The sequence below is a fragment of the Micromonospora sp. NPDC049081 genome (genome assembly GCF_040648835.1).
In the GTDB taxonomy this organism is placed as follows: Bacteria; Actinomycetota; Actinomycetes; order Mycobacteriales; family Micromonosporaceae; genus Micromonospora; species Micromonospora antibiotica.
Window position 1 is genome coordinate 269,828 of the sequence record NZ_JBEZEK010000005.1, and the last position, 19,256, is coordinate 289,083.

The window sequence follows — 19,256 nt, forward strand, 5'->3', positions numbered from 1 at the left end:
CCGGGCGGAGATCCGGCGGCGTCGTTCGTGCCGGTCACCGGACGGGGGCACAGCGCTCCCCGTCGTTGCGGTACTCGTGCCGCGTGCCCTCGTGGACGATCGACGACACCGCGTCCACCAACCGATCGACGTGTTCCACCGGAGTCCCCGCGCCGAAGCTCGCGCGTATCGCGTGCTGGCTGCGCCCCTGCGGCCGGGAGTCCCGCCCAGAAGCGGGACCCTGGTGCACGGCACCGACCAGCACACGCATCAGGGGATGGGCGCAGAACAGGCCGTCCCGCACGCCGATCCCGTGCTCGGCTGAGAGCGCTGCCGCCACCTGCGAACTCCTCCACCCCTCGATCACGAAGCTGACCACGCCCACCCGTGGTGCCCCGTCGCCCAGCAGGGAGAGCAACGTGACACCCGGAATGGCGGCCAGGCCGCCCGTCAGCCGGCGCAACAAGGCGTCCTCCCGCTCCACGAGAGCGCTGAACCCCGCCTCGGCCAACGCCCGGCAGGCCGACGCCACGGCGTACGCACCCACGACGTTGGGCGACCCGGCCTCGTGCCGGGTGCTGCCGCCGTGCCACTGCACGTCGAGGGTGCCCGCCGCCGTCACCTCCACCCGCCGGCTCGCCCCGCCGCCGGCCAGGTAGGGCCGTGCCGCACCCAGCCAGTCGGCCCGACCGGCCAGGACACCGGCCCCGAACGGGGCGTACATCTTGTGACCGGAGAACGCCACGTAGTCGACGCCCAGGGCGCCGACGTCGATCGGTCGGTGCGGTGCCAGCTGGGCGGCGTCGAGCACCAGGCGGGCACCGGCGGCGTGGGCCACCGAGGCCAGCTCCGCCACCGGCCACAGTTCGCCGGTCACGTTCGACGCCCCGGTCACACAGACCAGCCCCGGTCGTCCCCGGCTTCGTCCGGCCAGCGCCGCGGTCAACCGGTCGACCGCGTCCTGCGCCGAGCACGGTGCGGCAAGGACGGTGGTCGCACCGTCGTGCCACGGCAGCAACGCGGCGTGGTGCTCGGTCTCGAAGACATACACCTCGGTGTCCCCCGGAAGGGCCCCGGCGAGCAGGTTGAGCGAGTCGGTCGTCGAGCGGGTGAACAGGACCTCGTCGTCGGGCCGGACACCGAGATGCTGGCGGACCGTGTCCCTGCTGCGCTCAAGCAGCGCGGTGGACAGCTGCGAGAGATAGCCCGCGCCGCGGTGCACGCTCCCGTAGTACGGCAGGAAAGCCGCGACGTCGTCCCACACCCGTTCCAGGGCAGGGGCGCTCGCCGCGTAGTCCAGCGCCGCGTACGTCACGTGGCCGCCGGTGACCAGCGGCACCGTGACGTCGCGACCCAGGACCGGCAAGGGTGCGCGAAGCGCCGGATCGATCGGCGCAGAGGTGGAAGTGGCCGGCATGGAGGACCTCCTGTTCCTGGGTGCACGCCCGACGGGCACGGACTGGTTCCCTCGACACGGTGAGCGCGGGCCCCGGGCCGGAGAGCCGGTTCACCTCACCGCCGCGGACGCGGCCCCCGAGGCGGCGCCGACGACTGCCGGCCGCCCCAGCCGGTCGCACAGATCCCGCGCTCCCAGCACGGCCAGAGCCATGCTGGTGAGGGTCGGATTGCACGCCGTACGCGTCGGGATGACACCGTTGCCGGCCACGTACAGCCCGCGCACACCCCAGACCTGCGAAACCGGGTCACAGACACTGGTGCCGTCGTCCGAGACTCCCATCCGTACGGTGCCCTGGTAGTGCAGGGAGCTGCCGGGCGGATGCACCCAGGGCACCTCGCCCTCGACCGGCCGGCCGAGCAGCCGGCTCAGCCGCAGCACCGCCTCCCGCGCCGCCCCGATCGTGGCCCCGTCTGCCGGGCTCGGCCGGTGACGCAGCCGCATCACCGGCAGGCCGGCCCAGTCACGCTCGTCATCGCTGAAGGTCACCCGGTTGCCCGCAGCCACGTCCTGCGGCACGAAGAGGTGCACCGCGGCCCACGGGTGCGGGGCAGGGACCGGCAAGGTGGTCGGATCGAGGGGAGTCACCATCCCGTGGAACGGGAAGGTCAGGTCGTCGTAGGGAATCCAGGTGACGCCCCGGGCCGGGCCGGCCGGCACCTCACCGGCGAAACCGTGCAGCTCGGCGGCGAGCGACACCTGAGCGTGCTCGTTGAGGTACCGACCCAGCGCCGGTGGTCGGATGCCCGAGGCGAACAGCAGTTGCGGGGTACGCAGCGAGTCTGCGGCGACCACCACGTGCCCGGTGCGCACGGTGGAGACCGATCCGGTGGCGAGATCGCGCAGCTCCACCCCGGTCACGCCACCGTCGTCGGTCAGGACCCGGCTGCACAGGGTCCGGGTACGCAACACGACGTGGCGGCGCCGGTCGCCGAGCAGCCCGCCGAGGACCACGTCGACACCGGCCCGCCGTACCGACCCGTTCTCGACGGTCAGCGCCATGGGCAACGGCTGAACGCGCCGGTGCGCAGCGCGGCCGTCGTCGAGTGCGGCACCCAACCGTCGCCGTATCCGTGACTCGACGGGCGAGTCGGCGAACTGCCGCGCCGAGACGCGCAGCAGACGTTCGGCGACCCCGAGCGCCCCGTCGAGCACGGCCGGGTCGAGAAAGTCGATGCGCTCGGCACCGCCGGGCCGTGGGCAGGCTGCGAACCACTGGGTGGCCATGCCGCCGACGTTGCAGGCGGCCTGCGCGGCGGGGAGGGAGCCGCCCGGGTCCACCGGGAACAGGCCCGGACGGCTGAGAAAAGCACCGTCACGTTGACCGCGCGGAACGTTGTGGGCGATGCCGGAGGCGACCGTCGTGCCATGCCGGACCCGCAGCGGCCCCTGTGACGCGACCTGGGCCCGGTCGAGTTCCCCCGGATCCGTGACGTGACTCAGATGCCGGCCCGGTGGCTCGGTCACCGCCGGACCAGCCTCGACGATCAGGATGCGCACGGCCGGTACGGTGTCCGCGACCAGCCGCGCGTAGACGGCACCGGTGAGGCCGCTGCCGACGATGACGACGTCCGCGACGTCGGTGGACTCGCTCATCTGTGCTCCTCAGCCGGAGTCGAGGTGCGGACCGCGGTCACAGTGACCGTGCGATCACGACGCGCTGTATCTGGTTCGTCCCCTCGATGATCTGCAGCAGCTTGGCCTCCCGCATCCAGCGCTCGACCGGATGGTCCCGGACGTAGCCGTACGCGCCGAGCACCTGGACGGCGTCGGTGGTCGCCCGCATCGCCACGTCGGTGGCGAAGAGCTTGGCCCGGGCGGCCATCGCCGTGACGACGCCGTCCGGCTGGCCCTCGTCCAGGGCCCGGGCGGCCTCCCGGACCAGGGCCCGCGCCGCGGCGACCTCCGTCGACATGTCCGCCAACAGGAACGCCACACCCTGGAAGTCGGTGATCGGACGATCGAACTGCCGCCGGTGCCTGGCATAGGCGGTGGCGTACTCCAGGGCTGCCTGGGCGAGCCCGACGGCACAGGAGGCGATGCCGAGGCGGCCCCGGTCGAAGAGCCCGGCCGCGATGAGGAAGCCCTTGCCGCGTCGGCCGATCAGCCGGTCGGCCGGCACCCGCGCGGCATCCAGCACGACGGAGGCGGTCGGCGACGACTGCACCCCCATCTTCCGTTCCGGCCGCTGCGGCGAGACACCCGGCGTGTCGGCGGGGGCGAGCAACACCGACAGTCCCCGTACGCCCTCGCCACCGGTGCGGCAGAAGACGTTGTAGTAGTCGGCGACGCCGGCATGGCTCGTCCAGGCCTTCGTGCCGTCCACGACGTAGACGCCCGCGGCCTCGTCCAGGCGGGCCGCGCAGGCGATCGCGCCGACGTCCGACCCGGCCGCCGGCTCGGAGATGCAGTTGGCACCGAGCAGGTCACCGCCGAGCATGTCGGGCAACCAACGGCTGCGCTGCTCCGGGCTGCCCCACCGGGCCAACGGGTAGCACGACAACACGTGGATGTTGACGGACTGCGCCACCGCCAGCCAACGGCTCGCGAGTGTCTCCAACACGCTCAGGTAGACCTCGTACCGCTGACCGCCACCCCCGTACTCGACCGGGTAGGGCAGGCCCAGCAGGCCCACCCGGCCCAGCGTGCGGAGCAGGTCCCGGGGAAAACTGCCGCGTGCCTCGAACTCGTCGACGAGGGGCGACAGCTCCTTGTCGGCCAGTTCCCGGGCCAGCGACAGCAGGTCCCGGACCTCCGTCGCCTCCGCCGTCCCCGGAGGTGCTCCCTGCGGGGTCCGCCCCGTCACCACCGGGTCGCCGCCGGCCACGTCGCGTCGACCCGGCGGACCGCGTACTCCCAGTACGACCGGATGGACAGATCGGCGTAGATGAAGTCGCGTTTGAGCTGGACGTCCTCGTCGGAGGCCCAGACGTACGGCACGCCGGTCTGCTCGGCCAGCAGTTGCAGGCGGCACGCCCGCTCCAGGACCTGCGCGAGCACCGCGGCGTGCCGGACGCTCCGACCGACCACCACCCCGCCGTGGTTGCGCAGCAGCAGACCCTCGCCACTGCCGAGGCTCTTGGCGATCGCCTCGCCGGTCGACTGGTCGAGCACCGTGTTGCTGGTCTGCGTGAACAGCCCGAGCCGGCCGGTGAAGTAGGAACCGTCGTGCGAGAGGGGCCGCAGGTGCAGATCGGTGGCGCCGAAAACGAGCGTGTACGGCGCATGGCTGTGCACGATCCCGTTGACGTCCGGGCGGGCCCGGTAGATGGCCTGGTGCAGCGGCAGCTCGGGGGGCGCCAACGGGTCCACCGGAGCGTGCGGGTCCGTCGACGCGGCCACCACCTGGGCCGGGGTCGCCTCGTCGAAGCCGCAGAGGGCGTTCTTGATGAAGAACACGTCCGAGCCGGGCCTACGTGCCGAGATCTGACCCTGGTTGAAGTCGTCGTGACCGTCGAGCGACAGCATGCGTGCGCCGTACGCGATCTGCCTGCTCAGGTGCGCCGGACCCGGACGAGGAGTCACCTGGTCGGCCTCGGGGCTCATCGTTGGTCCTTTCCGCCGTCGCCGCCCATGACGGCCAGCATCTGGTCGAAGACGTCGTGTGCGTGGTGCACGCCCACCGGCAGACTGGTGGCCGCGGCAGCGATACCGATCGCCCCGGCGGCGGCGGTCCGGATGGACCCCACCGTGTGCACCAGGGCGAGCGACTGCCCGTCCCAGCCGAGTCGCAGCTCGTGGTCGCTGACCGCGTCACCCGCGCGTAGCGAGGCCACGTCGCTGACCTCGTGCTCGGTCAGCGACGTCCACAACCGGCTCAGCTGAACCGCCGTGGTGCTGGGCCGGTGCGCCTTGCGGGCCGGGTGACGCTCGAAGACGGCGGCCTCGGGGACCGCACCGGTGACGCCGGCCCGGGCCATGGTCGTCACCACCTCGGCGACGCACCGCACCGCCCTGCTCAGCAGGTAGTTTCCCAGGGTCAGGTTGGGGGCGGCCACCACGGCGACGGACCGGCCCAGCCGGCCCAGCACGGCCTGCTGCTGCTCGTCCAGTCCCGAGACGCACTGGACCAGCGGGCGACGCCAGTGGTGACAGAGTTCGGCGACGCCGGTCAACGCCGCGGGCGCGGAGCAGTCGACGACGACGTCGGGTGCCGTCTCGGTGCGTGGATCGGGCAGGGCGCGGGAGGCGTAGACGCGTACCTCGTGCCCCTCGGCCCGGGCCAGGTCGCGCACCGCGGTGCCGAGTCGGCCCCGGCCGACCACTCCCACTACCGGCTCAGACATGCGCCGACTCGTCCTGTGCCGCGACCAGGGCGACGATGCCGTCGACCGACCGAAGTCGATCATCCTCCTCGTCCTGGTCGATCTCGATGCCGAAGGTGTTCTCGATCGCGTCGATCATGCGGATGTAGGACAGCGACGAGTACCCCAGCGCCGGAAGCGATCCGCCCGCCCGGTCGAGGTCCGCCTCGCTGAGCCCGCCCTCGGCCGACTCGGTGATGATGCGCGCGACTTTCTGTCGAATTCTGGTGTCGCTTTCCGACATGACCATCTCCTTGCACGTTGCGGCTATCGGGATCGATACGTGGCGTCTCAGCCGTCGGTGCGGTCGACGGCGAACAGTCCTTCGAGGGCCGCCATCGCCGGCTTGCCGGCGGACCCCCGGGGGATCTCGGGGACGACACGGACCAGGCTGGGAATCTTGTACGGTGCGAGCCGGTCGGCCAGGAAGCGTCGTGGCCCCGAGGGGTCCAGCGAGTCGTCGGCGGCCAGCACGGCAGCCAGGGCGGGCACGCCGTGCCGGTCCAACACCTGGAGCACCACGGCGTCGCGGACACCGGCAGCCGCCCGCAGGGCCTCCACCACCTCGGTGGCATCGATCTTCCGGCCGCCCACGTTGATCACCCGGTGGCTGCGTCCACTCAGGAACAGGCTGCCGTCGGCCAGGTAACCGCGGTCACCCGTGCGGTAGTAACCGTCGTCGGTCATCCGGCTCTCCAACAGCCCCGGGGCGTTGAGGTAGCGGGTGCCCATGGACTCGCTGCGTACCTCGACGGGACCCGGGTTCGCCCTGGTCCCCGCGCGCAGCAGTACGCCCGGCAGCGGCCCACCGAGGCCCAGGTCGGTCAGTGGATCGGTGGCGAAGGTGAGCGGGCCGGCCTCCGCGGCGCCGAAGTAGTTCCGCAACGGCACCCCGGTCGCCTCGACGAACCGGTGTTTCGTGCCGGGATCGAGCGGCGCCGCCGACGAGATGGCCATGCGTAGCCGGCCGAACGAGCCGTCGGTCACCGGTCGGCGTACCAGCGAGTCGTAGAGGGCGGGAAAGCCGACCAGCCGGGTGGCGGCGCACGCCGCGACCGCCCGGCCCACCGCACTGCCGGACGGCAGACCGTTGGGCAGGTGCAACCGGGCACCCACCAGGAACGCCGACAGCAGCGAGGTGTTGAAGGCGAGGCCGTTCGACAGGGACGCGAAGCAGGCGATGCTGTCCTCGGCGTCCAGGCCCGTCCCCGTCGCCCAGTTGACTGCGGCCCGGTGCACCGCCTGCCCGCGGAACTCGATGCAGTGGGGCCGCCCCGTCGAGCCGGAGGTGAAACGGCAGACCTCGGTCTGCGGGTCGAGTGCGGCGCGACCGGCGGACGGGGCGCCGGTGACGGTCAGGGTGCCCAACTCACCACGCGGGGTGCCCCAGCCGGGCGCGGGGGAGTCGTGCACCAGGAGGTCGAGGCCGCAGTCCTCCCGGATCGCCGCTGTCTCCTGCACCCCGCTGACCCGGTCGATGAGGAAGGGGACCGCGCCGCAGCGGAGGGCGGCCAGGTAGGCGACCACGTAGGCGACACCGTTGCCGGCCCGGATTCCGATGCGGCCACGGTCTCCTCCCGGCAGCAACCCGGCCAACGTGTCGGCCCAGACCGCACTCGACCGGATGAGCTCACGGTAGGTCAGTGTGGTCTGCCGGTCGGAGACCGCCGGCCGGTCGCCGTGCCGTCGGGCGGCGTCGTCGATCACCTCGATCAGCATGTCTCAGGCCTCGTCATGGGCGTAGGCGCGTTGCAGCCGGTCGAGCTTGACCGCCACGACGCCGGCCTGACCGACCAGGGCCACGTACAGGGCTTCGTCCCTCTGCGGCAGCGCACTGAGCCGGTGCCAACCGGCGGCGTCGAACCCGCCGATGGTGGTGATCGCCAGTCCCGCGTCGGCGGCACCCAGACACAGCAGGTGGGCCAGTACGCCCGCCCGGAACAGGGCCGCGTCCACGCCGTCGATGCCGAGCTGGAAGATGGCGTCCCGGGGGGCATGGAAGACCACCGCCGCAGCGGCATGTCGGAGGTGCTCCTGACCCATGCAGATACGCACCAGTTCGTCACCGTCGACCACGTGCTCCGCCACCGGCTCCGGGGCGAGCGTCCCGTCGTACACCCGGTAGGCCCCGGCCGCCAACCCCGCCACCCGGCGGGCGAGCACGGTGATACCGAACGTGCCGGTCACGGGAAGGTCCCACGGCAGGCGGGTCCCCGTGGCCCTCAGCGCCCGGCGGACGTCGCCCACCGGCACCGTCTCGCCGGTGAAGTCCTTGGCGGAGCGTCGTCGCGGCGCCGCCACGGCCAACGGTTCGGCGACCGGGCCGGCAGCCGCCACCCGGGCCGCGGTGAACGACCCGGTGCCGCTGTCCGCGACGGGCGTTCCCGGCTGCGGTCGGGCCGGAAGACGTTGCCAGCACTGCTGTTCGGGGTGCTCGGGCAGCGTCTGCCTCAGCGGGGCCCGGTGCTGGTCGACGCAGGCCCAGCTCTCCCGAGGTGCGGACGACGGAGCGGTCGGCGAGTCCAGCCACAGTGCGCTGTGGACGAAGCGGCAGCGGCCCGGCAACCCCAACACCTGATCCAGCGGGCGCACCTCGCGTGCTGTCAGGCCGCGTGTCCGCTCGAAGCGCGACTGGGCGAGACAGAGCAGATGTGTGCTCAGGTGGGCGGCGTCCAGGTGCGCGTAGAGGTAACCGCGGTCGCCGTACTTCCGCATCGACAGCCACGGGCGCACGTTGGTGAGCAGCAGGGTCCTGCCGGGCCCCGGCAGCGGCAGGCCACCAGGCCACTCGGCTGGTCCGATGCGGCACTGCAGATGGACCGACCGGCGTGCGGCGTCCACCGCGAAGACCGCCAGTTCCCCGGCGTGCTCCGCGACGACCGCGTGCTCGTACGGGTAGAGCGCCCCGGCCGAGGGCACCGAGATCCCACCGTGCCGGGATCCCCGGCAGGCCACCTCGAGGAGTTGCAGCACCGGATGGAGCTCGGCCGGTACCGGGATGCGCCCGGGGCGTGGCGCGTCGGCGGCCGGCGCCGCGAGCGCCATCCGGTGCCAGAAGGCGACGACGTCCGGCTCGGCCTCGGTGGAATGGCGGGCCAGCGACGCCGGGATGCCCCGGTCGCCGTCGAGACCGTCGGCGAGACCCCCGGACACATCTTCGCGAGTGTTCCAGGAATTGTGGTACGCGACCGAAGATCGATCCATCAGCAGTCCGCTTCTCGTCTGCCGGCGCCACAATTCAACCATGCCGCAGGAGTGGCGGATGGTGTGCGCCGAGATGCGTGTGGAATTGCTTGTCGGCCGACCGCTGAAACAGGTCCGGCGCGAAATCAACCATGCCAGACCAGCTATTGGCGGTCCAGCCCGGCAACTGCGGGATTCCGCAGTTGTACGGATGCGGTCGCGGTCAGTGGGCCCGCGACAGGATCGTGAGCAGTGCCTTCTCCAGGTCATCGGCTGAGGCGGGCCCGATACGCCGGGCCCGCCACGCGACGAAGTCGTCCGGGCGCACCAACAGGACGCCGGACCCGTCGATCCCCACCGAGGCGGCCCACGAACCTTCCTGGTCCCCGCCGGACGTCTGGTCGATGCAGTGCACCGCCAGCCGCAGACCGAGCCGTCGGCTGACCTCGTCCGCCACGGCGTGCCAGGCCTGACCCTGCGGGCCGGCGAACAGGGTGAGCCGGTAGTCGACCAGGTCGAGGGTCGACACGGTGGCACCGTCGTGCCGCAACCAGCGGTGCGGCAGGCGGGAACCGGGTGCGCCGTCCAGGTCGAGCTCGACCTCCTCGGTCGAGGGCAGCGCCGGCACCGGATCCAGCACCGCTGTCGACGCGTACCGGTAGCCGAGGTGCACCACGGGCGCGTGCAGGGCACCGGCGTCGGCGCGACGTCGCGCCCCGGCGCTGCCCGTGGCCCAGTGCAGGGACGGGTCCGCCAGGCGGAGCGTCGACTGTTCCAGGGCCGTCCGGGCGACCGGGCGGCGCTCCGCCTCGTAGGTGGCCAGCAGGTCGGGTCCGGCTGATCCGGCCAGCACGTGTGCGATCTTCCAGGCGAGGTTGTGCGCGTCGGCCACCCCGGTGTTCATGCCGAACGCGCCGACCGGCGGCACGACGTGCGCGGCGTCGCCGGCCAGGAAGACGCGGGCGGCGCGGAACCGATCGGCCAGCGCGGCCCGTACCTGCCAGGTCAGCGTGCTGATCACCGCCACCGGGAGGTCGGCGCGGCCGACTGCGGCGCGGATCAGGCTCCGACACCGTTCGGGCGTGAAGTCCTCGGCGTGCTGGCCGGCGGTGGGCGAGTACCGCACGACGTAGAGCCACTCGCCCCGCCCGTCCACGGGCAGCAGGCCACCGGCCGCCTCCGGGGTGGTGATGTCGCACATGACGAACGGTTGGCCCTGCGTGAACTCGTCGAGGTCCGCCTGGAACAGCACGCTGACCAGCGGATCGCCGATGGCGCCCCGGCCGGTCACGCCGATGCCGAGGGCCTCTCGCACGCCGCTGCGCGCGCCGTCGGCGGCGACGAGGTAGTCGCAGGTCACCTCGTACGGCCCCGGCGGGCCGGTCAGGCTCACGGTGACCCCGTCCGGCCCCTGCTCGAAACCGGTGAGCTCGGTCGAGAACTCGAGGCGGGCTCCCAGCGCCCTGGCGCGGTCGATGACCACGCGGTCGAGCCGTCCCTGCGGGCAGGTGCCCCGCAGGATCTGCGGCGTCGTCCGCCGGAACGGCTCGGCGCGGGGGGGTGCCTGCCGGGCCAGCGCGGGCAGGTCCGCTTCGGCCAGGGTCGGTGTGCTGATCATCTCCAGGTTGCCACCCGACATGTCCACGCACAGGCGGTCCACCTCGTCGGCGATCCCGGCGGTCCGCAGCAGCTCCACCGTCCGGGGCCCGATGCCCATGGCGCGGGGGTGACGCAGCGGTGCGGGATGCCGTTCGACGAGGAGCGTCGAGACCCCCGACCGGGCCAGGAACATCGCGGTGAACAACCCGACGGTGCTGCCTCCGACGATCACGACATCAGTTTTCCGAGGTGCCACGGGATCTCCTTCTCCGAGTCCATGCGGTTGCCTTGCCGTGCCAGCGATAGCCGTTTTCGCGGGGCGCGTCAACTGGTGTTCAAAATTGCGTGCGGGTGATCCGGACAGGTATTTCCGGCTGTTACGGTGCCCCTGCGTTCGGCGCGAACGTCAGCCCGATCCCCCGCCCTTGCGGCTGCTGTCCCTCTTTCCGCGGAAGGACCATTCGCCTTGATGATGAACGAGGTCTACTTCGACTCGGTCGGCGTCCGTCTCGGCCGTAGGCTGGACCTCCGCGAGGCGGTCGCGGACGGCCGCTACCCGGACGCCGAGTACGTGGGCAACGCGCTGCTCGCGGTGTGCGTGTCGGACGACGAGTTCGCACCCGACCTGGCCGTCGTGGCCGCACGGCAGGCCCTGGAACGGCGTCAGCCGTCCGCTGCGGACGTCCGGCTCCTGCTGCACCACGGCACGTACTTCCAGGGGCAGGACGTGTGGACGCCGTCCTCGTACGTGCAACAGCAGACGATCGGCGGCAGCGCTCCGGCGATGGAGATCGACCAGAAGTCCAACGGAGGTCTGGCCGGTCTGTTGATCGGCGCGTCCTTCCTGTCCGCCTGTCCGGACGACGCCACGGTGCTGATGACCACCGGCGAACGATTCTGCCTCCCCGGTTTCGACCGATTTCGTACGGAGAGCGGGACGGTGATGGCGGACGGTGGCACCGCGCTCCTGCTCAGCTCCCGGCCCGGCTTCGCCCGGGTGCTGTCCTGTGTGCTCAACGCCGACCCGTCGCTGGAGGCGATGTATCGGGGCACCCGGCTCAAGGACGCGCCGCACGCCGGGGACAAGCCCCTCGACCTGCGGGGCCGCAAGGCCCGGTTCATGCGCAAGAACCTCGACGATCTCGAGGACATCTCCCAGCGGATCGCCAGCGGGTTCTGCGACACGATCGGTCAGGCGTTGGACGAGGCCAAGGTCGCCGCGGCCGACGTGCGGCGCTTCGTCCTGCCCAACAACGGTCGCACGGTCCGCTGGTGGACGATGCTGGCCGAGATGGGTGTCCCGGACGACCGGACCACCTGGGAGTTCGGGCGTCGGGTGGGACACCTCGGCGCGGGGGACCAGGTGGCCGGTCTGGAGCATCTGCTGACCACCGGGTGCCTGGCCGTGGGTGACCACGTCGTCCTGGCCGGGAGTGGCTACGGCTTCAACTGGGGCGCGGCCGTCCTGGAGATCGTGACGATTCCGGACTGGGCCCGAGCCTGACCGTCCGGCATGCCTGCCTTTCGAAAGGAGCACCATGTCTTTTCCAGCCCTGGTCGAGCCTGCGGCCGCCCTTCCTGACGGCGAGGCCGCTCGGCAGGCGCACCAGCTGATCCTCGGCGGCTTCGGATCGACCGGTCAGCGACGGCTGGCGGCCGGCCGCGTTCTCGTCGTGGGCGCGGACGAGGTCGGTGGGCTCGTCGCCGCCCACCTCGCCGACTCGGGCGTCGGTGTCATCGGCGTCGTCGATGCCGCGCCCCCACAGCCCTGGGACGATCACCTCGGCATTCCGGACGGCGGCTGCGCCACCCGCGCCGAGGCGTGGGTGACCGCTCTGCGGCGGACGCGTCCCGCCCTGCGGGCCGAGGTGGTGCCCGGGCGCTTCGACCTCGCGAGCGCCGAGTCCATGGTCGACTCGTACCACCTGGTTGTCTGTGCGGGCGAGGACGCCGCCCGTTGCCAGCTCGTCGACGACGTGTGCGCCCGGGCCGGGATCCCCTTCGTGTGGGGCGAGCTGGACGGCGGCCGGGCTCGCCTGTCGGTGTTCTGGGACGGGCAGGGGCCGGGCTTCCGCGATCTGCACCACGAGCGGCCAGGCGCCTATTTCCGGGGCATGTCGGGGACGCTGCGGCTGTGGGGCGGGTGGTTGGCCGCGGCCATGAGCATGGAGGTGGTCAAGCTGCTCACCGGCACCGGTGAGCCGCTGGTGGGTCGTGTGATGACGTACGACGCGACGCTGGGTGAATGCTCGGTCCGGCCGTACGAACGCCGGCCCGGTGTGGACCGGCCGGCCGAACTGACTGCGGCGGAGCCGTTCTTCGGTCTGTTGTCACCGGCGGCGGCCGAAGCAGCCCGGGGCGGGACCATCTCGGTGCTCGCCCTGCGCGACCTGGTGGCAGGCGGCGAGAAGTTCGCGTTGGTGGACGTACGGGAGCCCGAGGAGTACGACTACGTGCACCTGCCCGGCTCGACGTTGATCCCCAAGGGCGAGTTCTTCAGCGGGGACGCCACCGAGCGCCTTCCGCGCGACCGCCGGGTCGTGTTGATCTGCCGGTCGGGGATCAGGTCGGCGGAGGTGCTGGCCCTCGTGCACCGCAGCGGTCTCCCGGACGCCGTCCACGTCGGAGGCGGGATCCTCGCGTGGGCGCACCAGCTGGATCCCTCCATGCCGGTCTACTGAGGGCGGTCGAGCCGCTGCTCTGCTGAGGGCGGTCGCGCCGCTGCGCCCGGGTTCACCGTCCGGGCGCAGCGGCGCGCGTCGACCAGGGTTACGTGCTGGCGACCTGCTGGATGAACGCCGCCACCCGACTCTTGATGCGCTCCACCTTTTCCGGCACCGTGAGCGTCTCCTCCATCCGCAACCCCGGCGGGAGGGCTTTGAGCCCCCGCACGTAGAGGGAGCAGTTCAGGTCGGCGCACATGTACAGCCCGACGGTGTCGCCCTTGCGTCCGGCCGGGCCGGACTTGCGCGCTGCCATCAGCGTGACACCACCCGAGCCGTGGGTGGTGAGGCACAGCGAACACATGTTGCGCTGCAGGCCCGGCAGCCTGTCCGGGTTTCGCAGCATCACGCCGATCGGCGCGTCGTCCTCGCCCTGCTGCCAGACGAGGTAGCTGCGTTCGGGTGCCCGTGGGTCGGTCCACCCGAGGAAGTCGAGGTGCTTCCACGGAAGCTCCTCCACCTCCCGCGGTAGCGAGATGCGTCGTGACTCTCCCTTTGAGCAGTTTATGAAGGAATCGCGGATCGCGGCCTCAGCCAGCTGCTTCATGGAGCGACTGTAACAACACAAATCACCTAAGGCAAACGGCTATATGCTATAGGTAGAGAGGTGAAGAAGACCTTCATCCGGCAGGTCACCCGTCCCGACGAGGAGACACGATGAGTACGGACCAGGCAACGACAGATCAGAGCCCGCCACCGAGCCTGGACCGGGCGCTACTGGGCAAGGTGATGCTCCTGGCCCTCGGAGGATTCGTCGGGCTGCTGGACAGCACCATCATCGGGGTGGCCGTACACAGCCTGTCGGCTGCGTTCTCCGCCACCCTGGCCCAGACGCAGTGGGCCTCCACGGCCTATCTGCTGGCGATGGCGGTCGTCATCCCCGCCACCGGGTGGGCGACACAGCGCTTCGGTTCGGCAGCGACCTGGGTCGCCTCGCTGAGCGTCTTCCTGGTCGGCTCGCTGGCCTGCGGGCTGGCCTGGTCGCTGGGCAGCCTCATCCTCTTCCGCGTGGTGCAGGGCCTGGGCGCGGGCATGCTGTTCCCGCTCATGCGCATCCTCGTGGTGGAGATCGCCGGACGGGAGCGGATGGGCCGCGCCATGGCCGTCATCGCCATTCCGGTGCAGATGGCACCCATTCTGGGGCCCGTGGTGGGCGGGGTCCTGATCGAGAGCCTGTCGTGGCGCTGGGCCTTCCTGGTCAACGTGCCGATCGTGCTGGTCGCCGTGATCCTGTCCGCCCGCCACCTGCCCAACCGCAAGGGGCAGGACGCGCCACGACTCGACGTCTTCGGCCTCGTCACGATGGGTCTGGGCATTGCCGGGTTGCTCTACGGGCTGAGCATGCTCGTCGACGGAACCCCACCCACCGCCGTGCGGGTCTGGGCACCGCTGCTGCTGAGCGTGGTCTCGCTGGCCTGGCACGGCATCCGGGCGAGCCGCGCCACGCGTACCGGAGTCGTCGAGTTCGACCTGTTCCGGGATCGCGCCTTCACCGCCTCGACGGCGATCACCCTGCTCAACAACGCGGCCCTGTTCGCCGTCGTCTTCCTCGTCCCGTTGCTCCTGCAGGAGGGCGACGGCCGTGGTGCGGTCGACGCCGGCCTGGCGCTCGCTCCACAAGGCGCCGGGATGCTGGTCGCCGTGCTGGTCGTCGGCAAGATGGTGGACCTGAAGCACAACTCCCGGGTGATGGTCCTCGGCGGGCTGGCGGTGGTCGCGGTGACCACCGTCCCCCTGGCCTTCGCCGAACCCGGATCGGCGCAGTGGCTGATCGTCGCCGCGCTGTTCGTCCGTGGTATCGGCCTGGCCTTCGTGGTGTCACCCACCATGCTGACGCTCTATCACTCCCTGAGCCAGGAGCGCGTCCCGGCCGCCACCACGGCGAATGCGATCATCCAGCAGATCGGGGGCGCGGTGGGCACCGCGGCAGTCGCGCTGCTGCTGCAACCGCTGACCCGGCAGCAGGGCAGTGAGCTCGGCGGCTTCCACGCCACCTTCTGGGTGGTCGTCGGGGTCGTGGTGCTGACCGCGGTGCCCGCGGTGTTCCTCCCGGCACGGCGCAAGCCGGTCGTGAGCTGAGCCGGGCGGCCGGGTGGCGCAGCCGGTCACCGGTGTCCACGGACACCGGACCGGCTGCCCACCCGGTGCCGCGACGAGCAGGCCCGGCTGCGGAGCCGGATGGGCGTACGCGGTCCTCAGGCGTGCCAGGCGGACACCACCCGGGCGGCCTGGTCCCCGTTGAGCCGTGGATCGCAGAGGGTCGTGAACGGACCAGCCGGTTCGTTGCCGGCGACCGGCACGCACTCGGCGACGGTGTTGGGTGTCGTCTCCAGGTGGAGTCCCCCGGGTACGCCCTTCCCGGCGAGGACCGCCAGCTGAAAGCGTTCGACCTCGGCGACCACGTCGGCCACGGAGCGCGTCTTGCGACCGCTGGGGCTACGGATGGTGTTGCCGTGCATCGGATCGCAGAGCCAGATTGCCGGATGCCCCGCCCGGCGTACGGCTCGGACCAGCGGCGGCAGTGTGTCGGTCACCCGGCCCGCCCCGAGCCGCGCGATCAGCGTGAGCCGGCCCGGACGGCGCTGCGGGTCGAGCTTCGCGCACAGCTCGAGCAGTTCACCGGCGCTGATTCCCGGGCCGACCTTGCATGCCACCGGGTTGTCGATGGCCGCCATCACCTGGACGTGGGCCCCGTCATGACGCCGGGTGCGCTCACCGATCCAGGGCCAGTGCGTCGAGGTCAGCAACGAACTGCCGCCGGGGGCCCGCCGCAGGAGGGGAATCTCGTAGTCGAGCAGCAGCGCCTCGTGACTCGTCCACACCGGGTCGACGCCCGCCTGCCCGGGGTGGCGGCCCAGCAACTCCAGATGCGCCAGCACGGCGCGAGACATCCGATATCCGTGGTACAACCGCACCGGGTCCGGGGAGCGGTCCGCCATGGTGTGCCCGGGACGATTCACCAGCGCCCCGCGGAAGGCGGGCAGGTCCACACCGTTCACCCGCTCGAACGGCTCGGAGCGGGGCTTGGCCAGTTGACCTGCCAGTCGTCCGACCCGCAGGACCGGTAGCCCGGAACCAGCCGTCATCAGGGCGGCGAGTTCGTCGATCAGACGGATCCGGTCGCGGACGTGCGTGGCCGTGGCCTCCCGGGGATCCTCGACGCAGTCACCGCACTGCAGGACGCGACGCCGGCCGTCGGCGACCTCGGCCAGCAGGCGACTCAGCTCTTCGACCTCGGGCGAGGTGACCAGCGGTGCGCTCCAGGCCAGGGTGGCGCGGGCCCACTCGAGCAGGTGGCGGTTGCGCCAGACCGGTTGCTGGTGCGGCGGTTCCTTGAATCCCCGCCACACGTCGCGCAATCCGTCCGGCACGCGGATCTCGTCGTCGGCGAGGACGTCGTACCGGAATGCCTTCTCGGTCACGGCAGACTCCTTTCAGTTGCTGAACGTCGTGCTGATCGCCGTCGTCGAGCGATCGATGACAGGACTCTTCGGGTGCGCGAGTGCGTAGTTCCGCACTTGGACGTGCGCGGTGGACGGTCTGCCCGGGTCGGGCCGGGATGTTCGCCGGCCGGCTGCGCTTCGGCCTGGCCGGCTGCGCTCCCGCCGTGCCGGCTGCGCTCCCGCCGGGCCGGCTGCCGGGCGGGCGGTGGCGGCGGCGCCGGGGTCGCCCCGACGTCCCCACGCACCAGCAGCGGCGGGGCGTGCCGCCGGTCAGGCGAAGGCCTCGAAGCCGAGAGGTTCCCGGGCGAGCAGCCCTGCCAGGTAGGTGGCCACCGCACTGCCCTCGGGATAGTTCCTCGTCAACCGGACCATCTGCCGGGTACTGATGAAACCCATTCGCCAGGCGATCGCCTCCAGGCAGGCGACGGGCTCGTTGCGGTGCTGGAGCAACTGCACGACGTTCCCGGCGGCCAGGAGGCTGTCGTGCGTGCCGGTGTCCAACCAGACCGTTTCCGGTCCGAGACCGACGATTCTGGCGCGACCCTCACCGAGGTAACGATTGTTGAGATCGGTTATCTCCAGTTCACCGCGGGCGGAGGGTGCGAGTGCCCGCGCGTGATCCACGACGTCGGGAGTGTAGAGATAAAGGCCGGTGACCGCCTGGTTCGATGACGGGGAAATCGGCTTCTCCGCCAGTCGGACCAGGCGCCCGTCGCGGTCGAGTTCGGCGATTCCGTACCGGGTGGGATCGGAGACGGGGTAGGTGAACAACGTGCAGCCCGACACCTGCTCGGCTTCTGCCCGAAGCAGCGGGCCCAGGTCGGTGCCGTGGAATATGTTGTCGCCCAGCACCAGGCAGACGTTCTCGTCGCCGATGAAGTCGGCGCCCAGGAGAAATGCCTCCGCCAAGCCGCCCGGCCTTTCCTGGACGGCGTACTCGATATTCAGTCCGAGTTCCGCTCCCGTCTCGAAGAGTTGTTGGTAGAGCGACAGGTGGTCAGGGGTGGAGATGATCAGGACGTCCCGGATGCCGGTAAGCATGAGAACGGACAGCGGGTAGTAGATCATGGGTTTGTCGTAGACCGGCAGCAGCTGTTTGGACAGGGCCTTCGTTGCGGGCCTCAGCCGCGTACCCGAGCCGCCGGCGAGAACGATACCGCGCATATTTCAACCTCTCCAGGAGAAGATGTTCGGTGGTGGATCACCACCAGTCGTTTCCGCCGGCACCGACTCTGCCGGCACCATTTCGACCGTTTCGGTGGGGCTGTTTCGCACCCGTTCTCGTCGCGGGTCACGTGATCGAGGTAAGTCGATCTGGCGTGGCCCGACGTCCGCCGTGGCTCCGGTGGTCCCGACACCCGGTGCGCCCTCGCCGGGGTGCGTGGGACCAGTGCGGGTTCGGTCAACGGCGATTGGTCGGCGTCACTGCCGGACAGCCGGGTCCCGGGTGGCTGTTGAACATCGACGTGCTTCGGGCAAGGTGATTTCGATCATGGCCCGAGTGGATTGCCTGATGCGGCGGAGTTCTTCGCCAACTGCACCGTACCGACTCTTCTCGGCGGTGTCCTCCAGCCGTTGACGACAGCTTGTCAAAGTTGCAGCGACTCATGTAGACCAATTTGTGGCCCGTAGCGGCCGTGGCCCCGGGCGGACAATGGAACGAGGAAGAGGTGGCTCGATGTGCCCTCTCACCGTGAAGGACGATCGACGTCCTTTGGAGGCCCTGCTGGACCTGCTGGAACGGCACGAAGAGGCGCAGGTCGGGGCGGCGGCTGCGATCCGGTCGGTCCGGGCGAAGGTCGCGGCCCTGGCGACATGTGGATGGCCGGTCACGGCGGGCGCCACCGGTATAGAAGAGGTGGCGAGCTGGTCGCGGATGGAAGAGCTGCTCAAGAACGCTGCGGTTCACGCCGCCGGTGAGATGATGTGGATGGATCCGCCGGCACCGGCCCAGCAGATTGTCACCGACGCCGTGAATCGCCACCGTACGGGCATCGACGCCGGTCTGGTGATCCGAGTGATCCGACAGAATGCCTCCGTCGGCGCCGCACGGATCGCGGGACCATTGCAGAAAATGGCTTCGGTCAGCGTGCAGGTGCGCAGCACACAGCTCGTTCCGTTCCGTTTCCTGGTCGTCGACGACGATCTTGCCCTGATCTGGCCGACCGGCCCGGGCAATAGGATTTCCGGCCACCTGCTCGTACGACAGGAAACTGTCGTCGCGCTGCTGCGACGCGTCTTCGAGTTCTGCTGGAGTACCACCACGGAAAGCCCCACGGCCATGACGCCGGGCGTCGCACCCGACGATCGGGACCCGATCGTCCGGTACACCTCCACCGACCTCGTCGACAGCCCGTTGCGCCTGACGGAGCAGCAACTGATGATCCTGCGGCTGTGGGCACGTGGCCGGCCAGACACCGCGATCGCCCGTGAGCTGCAACTGTCGGCCCGCACCCTGCGGCGGCTCGTCTCCGCGCTGCTGCGGAGGCTGGGCACCAGCAGCCGCTTCGAGGCCGGAGTGGTGGCCGGCCGCATCGAGGGCCTGTTGGACTTTCCGTCGTAACCGATC

At 70.9% G+C, this 19,256-nt stretch carries 16 protein-coding genes; 4 read left to right on the forward strand and 12 right to left on the reverse strand.

Annotated features, from left to right (window positions below; genetic code table 11):
* Positions 1-34 precede the first annotated feature (34 nt).
* From AB0B63_RS11340 to AB0B63_RS11380, 9 genes are all read right to left on the reverse strand, one after another.
* Positions 35-1,396, reverse strand: a complete 1,362-nt coding sequence (locus tag AB0B63_RS11340) for an aminotransferase class V-fold PLP-dependent enzyme (RefSeq protein ID WP_208565396.1) — start codon at positions 1,394-1,396, stop codon at positions 35-37.
* 90 nt (positions 1,397-1,486) lie between these two features.
* Positions 1,487-3,031, reverse strand: coding sequence for a GMC oxidoreductase (locus AB0B63_RS11345; RefSeq protein ID WP_357017009.1), 1,545 nt, complete (start codon positions 3,029-3,031; stop codon positions 1,487-1,489).
* Between the two features lie 37 nt (positions 3,032-3,068).
* A complete protein-coding gene (locus AB0B63_RS11350; protein WP_357017133.1) occupies positions 3,069-4,241 on the reverse strand; it encodes an acyl-CoA dehydrogenase family protein in 1,173 nt (390 codons plus the stop codon).
* Complete coding sequence (locus tag AB0B63_RS11355) at positions 4,238-4,981, reverse strand: class II aldolase/adducin family protein (RefSeq protein WP_357017012.1); 744 nt, start codon at positions 4,979-4,981, stop codon at positions 4,238-4,240. Before AB0B63_RS11355 ends, AB0B63_RS11350 begins: the two co-directional genes overlap by 4 nt.
* Positions 4,978-5,721 (reverse strand): dihydrodipicolinate reductase C-terminal domain-containing protein, encoded by a 744-nt coding sequence (locus AB0B63_RS11360; protein ID WP_208565399.1) that lies wholly within the window; start codon positions 5,719-5,721, stop codon positions 4,978-4,980. Before AB0B63_RS11360 ends, AB0B63_RS11355 begins: the two co-directional genes overlap by 4 nt.
* Positions 5,714-5,983, reverse strand: coding sequence for an acyl carrier protein (locus tag AB0B63_RS11365; protein ID WP_357017015.1), 270 nt, complete (start codon positions 5,981-5,983; stop codon positions 5,714-5,716). The genes AB0B63_RS11360 and AB0B63_RS11365 overlap by 8 nt, the downstream gene beginning before the upstream one ends.
* Positions 5,984-6,030: 47 nt before the next feature.
* On the reverse strand, positions 6,031-7,458 hold the full coding sequence (locus AB0B63_RS11370; RefSeq protein WP_357017018.1) for a class I adenylate-forming enzyme family protein: 1,428 nt from the start codon (positions 7,456-7,458) through the stop codon (positions 6,031-6,033).
* Positions 7,459-7,461: 3 nt separating this feature from the next.
* The gene (locus tag AB0B63_RS11375; RefSeq protein WP_357017021.1) at positions 7,462-8,943 is read right to left on the reverse strand and encodes a nitroreductase family protein; all 1,482 of its coding nucleotides are present in this window, start codon (positions 8,941-8,943) and stop codon (positions 7,462-7,464) included.
* A 202-nt stretch (positions 8,944-9,145) separates the two neighbouring features.
* Positions 9,146-10,777: an FAD-dependent monooxygenase gene (locus AB0B63_RS11380; protein WP_357017024.1), complete on the reverse strand. Its 1,632-nt coding sequence runs from the start codon at positions 10,775-10,777 to the stop codon at positions 9,146-9,148.
* Between the two features lie 213 nt (positions 10,778-10,990).
* Here AB0B63_RS11380 and AB0B63_RS11385 point away from each other — a divergent pair, with 213 nt between their 5' ends.
* Together AB0B63_RS11385 and AB0B63_RS11390 are read left to right on the forward strand one after the other, a co-directional pair.
* On the forward strand, positions 10,991-12,025 hold the full coding sequence (locus AB0B63_RS11385) for a ketoacyl-ACP synthase III family protein (RefSeq protein WP_357017027.1): 1,035 nt from the start codon (positions 10,991-10,993) through the stop codon (positions 12,023-12,025).
* Between the two features lie 34 nt (positions 12,026-12,059).
* Positions 12,060-13,202 (forward strand): ThiF family adenylyltransferase, encoded by a 1,143-nt coding sequence (locus AB0B63_RS11390; RefSeq protein WP_208565405.1) that lies wholly within the window; start codon positions 12,060-12,062, stop codon positions 13,200-13,202.
* A gap of 88 nt (positions 13,203-13,290) precedes the next feature.
* Here AB0B63_RS11390 and AB0B63_RS11395 read toward each other — a convergent pair whose 3' ends face one another.
* A complete protein-coding gene (locus AB0B63_RS11395) occupies positions 13,291-13,791 on the reverse strand; it encodes an FBP domain-containing protein (protein ID WP_357017031.1) in 501 nt (166 codons plus the stop codon).
* A 110-nt stretch (positions 13,792-13,901) separates the two neighbouring features.
* Here AB0B63_RS11395 and AB0B63_RS11400 point away from each other — a divergent pair, with 110 nt between their 5' ends.
* Positions 13,902-15,323, forward strand: a complete 1,422-nt coding sequence (locus AB0B63_RS11400) for an MDR family MFS transporter (RefSeq protein ID WP_208565407.1) — start codon at positions 13,902-13,904, stop codon at positions 15,321-15,323.
* Between the two features lie 116 nt (positions 15,324-15,439).
* On the opposite strand, the gene AB0B63_RS11405 is transcribed toward AB0B63_RS11400, so the two are convergent.
* Both AB0B63_RS11405 and rfbA read right to left on the reverse strand, forming a co-directional pair.
* Positions 15,440-16,666 carry a 3-deoxy-7-phosphoheptulonate synthase gene (locus AB0B63_RS11405; protein WP_357017035.1) on the reverse strand — a complete coding sequence of 409 codons (1,227 nt, stop codon included), beginning with the start codon at positions 16,664-16,666 and terminating at the stop codon, positions 15,440-15,442.
* A 291-nt stretch (positions 16,667-16,957) separates the two neighbouring features.
* On the reverse strand, positions 16,958-17,851 hold the full coding sequence (gene rfbA / locus AB0B63_RS11410) for a glucose-1-phosphate thymidylyltransferase RfbA (protein ID WP_357017038.1): 894 nt from the start codon (positions 17,849-17,851) through the stop codon (positions 16,958-16,960).
* Positions 17,852-18,380: 529 nt separating this feature from the next.
* On the opposite strand from rfbA, the gene AB0B63_RS11415 reads away from it, so the two are divergent.
* Positions 18,381-19,250, forward strand: a complete 870-nt coding sequence (locus AB0B63_RS11415; RefSeq protein WP_357017041.1) for a helix-turn-helix transcriptional regulator — start codon at positions 18,381-18,383, stop codon at positions 19,248-19,250.
* The last annotated feature ends 6 nt before the right edge of the window (positions 19,251-19,256 follow it).

Bases quoted from the DNA above. Each gene is read 5' to 3' on its own strand.
- AB0B63_RS11340 (WP_208565396.1), bottom strand. From the start codon at position 1,396: ATGCCGGCCACTTCCACCTCTGCGCCGATCGATCCGGCGCTTCGCGCA.
- AB0B63_RS11345 (WP_357017009.1), bottom strand. From the start codon at position 3,031: ATGAGCGAGTCCACCGACGTCGCGGACGTCGTCATCGTCGGCAGCGGC.
- AB0B63_RS11355 (WP_357017012.1), bottom strand. From the start codon at position 4,981: ATGAGCCCCGAGGCCGACCAGGTGACTCCTCGTCCGGGTCCGGCGCAC.
- AB0B63_RS11360 (WP_208565399.1), bottom strand. From the start codon at position 5,721: ATGTCTGAGCCGGTAGTGGGAGTGGTCGGCCGGGGCCGACTCGGCACC.
- AB0B63_RS11365 (WP_357017015.1), bottom strand. From the start codon at position 5,983: ATGTCGGAAAGCGACACCAGAATTCGACAGAAAGTCGCGCGCATCATC.
- AB0B63_RS11370 (WP_357017018.1), bottom strand. From the start codon at position 7,458: ATGCTGATCGAGGTGATCGACGACGCCGCCCGACGGCACGGCGACCGG.
- AB0B63_RS11375 (WP_357017021.1), bottom strand. From the start codon at position 8,943: ATGGATCGATCTTCGGTCGCGTACCACAATTCCTGGAACACTCGCGAA.
- AB0B63_RS11385 (WP_357017027.1), top strand. From the start codon at position 10,991: ATGATGAACGAGGTCTACTTCGACTCGGTCGGCGTCCGTCTCGGCCGT.
- AB0B63_RS11390 (WP_208565405.1), top strand. From the start codon at position 12,060: ATGTCTTTTCCAGCCCTGGTCGAGCCTGCGGCCGCCCTTCCTGACGGC.
- AB0B63_RS11395 (WP_357017031.1), bottom strand. From the start codon at position 13,791: ATGAAGCAGCTGGCTGAGGCCGCGATCCGCGATTCCTTCATAAACTGC.
- AB0B63_RS11400 (WP_208565407.1), top strand. From the start codon at position 13,902: ATGAGTACGGACCAGGCAACGACAGATCAGAGCCCGCCACCGAGCCTG.
- rfbA (WP_357017038.1), bottom strand. From the start codon at position 17,851: ATGCGCGGTATCGTTCTCGCCGGCGGCTCGGGTACGCGGCTGAGGCCC.